The sequence below is a fragment of the Thermoflexus sp. genome, from assembly GCF_025055495.1.
In the GTDB taxonomy this organism is placed as follows: Bacteria; Chloroflexota; Anaerolineae; order Thermoflexales; family Thermoflexaceae; genus Thermoflexus.
Map to the genome: position 1 here is coordinate 1 of NZ_JANWXB010000051.1, position 2424 is coordinate 2424.

Annotated in this window: 3 protein-coding genes; all 3 read right to left on the minus strand. The window is 62.7% G+C overall.

Going from position 1 to position 2424, the window contains the following annotated elements:
* Positions 1–103: 103 nt before the first annotated feature.
* Complete coding sequence (locus NZM16_RS01770) at positions 104–481, minus strand: nucleotidyltransferase domain-containing protein (protein WP_295449943.1); 378 nt, start codon at positions 479–481, stop codon at positions 104–106.
* Positions 423–827 carry a HEPN domain-containing protein gene (locus NZM16_RS01775; RefSeq protein WP_295449945.1) on the minus strand — a complete coding sequence of 135 codons (405 nt, stop codon included), beginning with the start codon at positions 825–827 and terminating at the stop codon, positions 423–425. Before NZM16_RS01775 ends, NZM16_RS01770 begins: the two co-directional genes overlap by 59 nt.
* A 139-nt stretch (positions 828–966) precedes the next feature.
* On the minus strand, positions 967–2292 hold the full coding sequence (gene asnS / locus NZM16_RS01780) for an asparagine--tRNA ligase (RefSeq protein WP_366946190.1): 1326 nt from the start codon (positions 2290–2292) through the stop codon (positions 967–969).
* Positions 2293–2424 lie beyond the last annotated feature (132 nt).

The window sequence follows — 2424 nt, forward strand, 5'->3', positions numbered from 1 at the left end:
AACCCCCAAATGAAAAATGGACAAAGCACTATGCTCAGAAATCACACTGTAGAGGGCGCAAGGGAGATGATGAAGCCGGGCGAGGAGGACTCCCGCTGCGCGTCTATCCAGAGGAAGGCTCCATGCGCTCATACACCCAGATGGTCTCTCGCGCCAGCGTTTGGTAAAACCGGCTTCCCCGATCCAGCGCCTCCCACTCCTCCTGGGTATAAATCAGCAGATCCGCTGGAACGGGAAGGGGGGAGGTGTCCCATTCGACCGCGCGCCGTTCGAAGGGGGCAGCGGAATGACGGACGATCACAATCAGATCCACATCGCCGCCCACCCCCCAATCCCCTCGGGCATACGATCCGAAATAGCCGATCCGCAGCACCTCCAGGCGTTCTCGAGCGACTTGCTCCGCCCACATCCGCACCGCCTGATCAACGGCCGCCCGGTCCGGCCATTTGAGCACGGACGAACGCAAGGATTTCACGGGCATACCGGATCGCCTCCTCACTCTGGAGGGGTCCGTAATGCTCAAAGGGCGCGCCAGCTGGATGGCTGTTCGGGGATCGAGGAGGGATGTAGAAATTATCCAGCACCCGCGCCTTCTCAATCAAATCGCGGGGGACAGGGATGGTGTCCGGGAGCTCCTGAAGCAGGCGGGCGATTACATGGCCCCATGCTTCCTGCCCGCAAGAGAGGTGCAACGCTTTCACGGCCTTCTCCGCCGCCTGCTGGGTGGCAAAGCACGCCCATTCATGCCGTTCGGCCCGGCGGGAATCCTCCGCCTGCTCCAGATCTCGCTCCGCTTGACGAAACCAGTCCATGGCCCGATTGCTCATGGCCCCTCTCATTATGGAAAAGGAAATTTTCTAAGAGGTGGGACCGCCGAGGGCGGTCCTCATCCCCTCACACCTAAAGGCTTTCCCCGATGGACAAAAAGGGAGGCTCGGGCGACCCGGGAAAGATCTTATCGGCGATTTATGGCCGATAGCGGTAGAGCATCCGCGGGAAGGCGATGGCCTCCCGGATATGATCCAGGTGGCAGATCCAGGCCACCGTGCGCTCGATCCCCAGCCCGAACCCGCTGTGCGGCACCGATCCATAGCGGCGCAGGTCCAGATACCACTGGTATTCCTCAACCGGAAGGTTGTGCTCCCGAATCCGCTGCAACAGGAGGTCATAGTCGGCGATGCGCTCGCTGCCTCCGATGATCTCCCCGTAGCCTTCCGGGGCCAGCAGATCGGCGCAGCGGACCACCTCCGGCCGCTGGGGGTCTGGTTGCATGTAGAAGGCCTTGACGACGGCTGGGTAATGGGTGACGAAGACCGGCTTCTCGAAATGCAGGGAGAGCGCGGTCTCATGGGGCGCCCCGAAATCATCCCCCCATTCGATCCGCAGCGCAGCTTTCTGCTCCGGGTCTGTGGCCTCCTCCGCCCACTCGTTCAGCAGGCGGACGGCCTCATCGTAAGAGATGCGCGGAAAGGGGGGCGTCACCTTCTCTAAGGGCGCGGTGTTGCGCTCTAACACCCGGAGCTCGTTTCGCCGTTCTTCCAGCACGCGAGCGACCACATATGAGACCAGCTGCTCGGCGATCTCCAGCATCTCCTCAAAGGTGCAGAAGGCCATCTCCGGTTCCACCATCCAGAACTCCAGGAGATGCCGCCGGGTCTTGGAGCGCTCCGCCCGAAAGGCCGGCCCAAAGCAATACACCCGGCCGAAGGCGAAGATGTTGGCCTCGTTGTAAAGCTGCCCGGTTTGAGCCAGATAGAGGCGCTCCCCGAAGTAATCCACCGGGAAAAGGGTGGTCGTCCCCTCCGCCGCCGTCCCCGTGAGCAACGGCGTGTCCACGTTCAGAAACCCCTGCCCATCCAGCCAGTCCCGGATCGCCCGGATCACCGTCGCGCGGATGCGCTGGATCGCCCACTGGCGGGAGGAACGCAGCCACAGGTGCCGGTGGTCCAGCAGGAACTCCACCCCGTGCTCTTTAGGGCCGATGGGGTAATCCTGAGCCAGTTGAACGATGTGGATCTCGCGGGCGGCGATCTCGTAGCCCCCCGGCACCCCCGGCGCCCGGGCGTCCTGGCGGACCGTGCCGGTAACGATGAGGGAGGACTCCTGGGTCACCCGACGGGCGGCCTCGAAGGTCTCCGGGGGGACATCCCGCATGGATACCACGCACTGGACGATGCCCGTTCCGTCCCGCACCAGCAGGAAGTAGAGACGTCCTTTGTCGGTCTTGTTATACAGCCAGCCCTGAACAGTGACTTCCTGACCGACATAATCCGCGATCCGTTCAACGCGCATGATCGGCGCTGCCATCACAGATGTCCTCCGATGGCGATCGGAAGAATGGCCTCTCCCCACAGCCCAGGGGACCGTGGGGAGGAGGAGAGAACATCAACCCTCAATCCATGACGCCGTGTGCAGCTTCAGGCG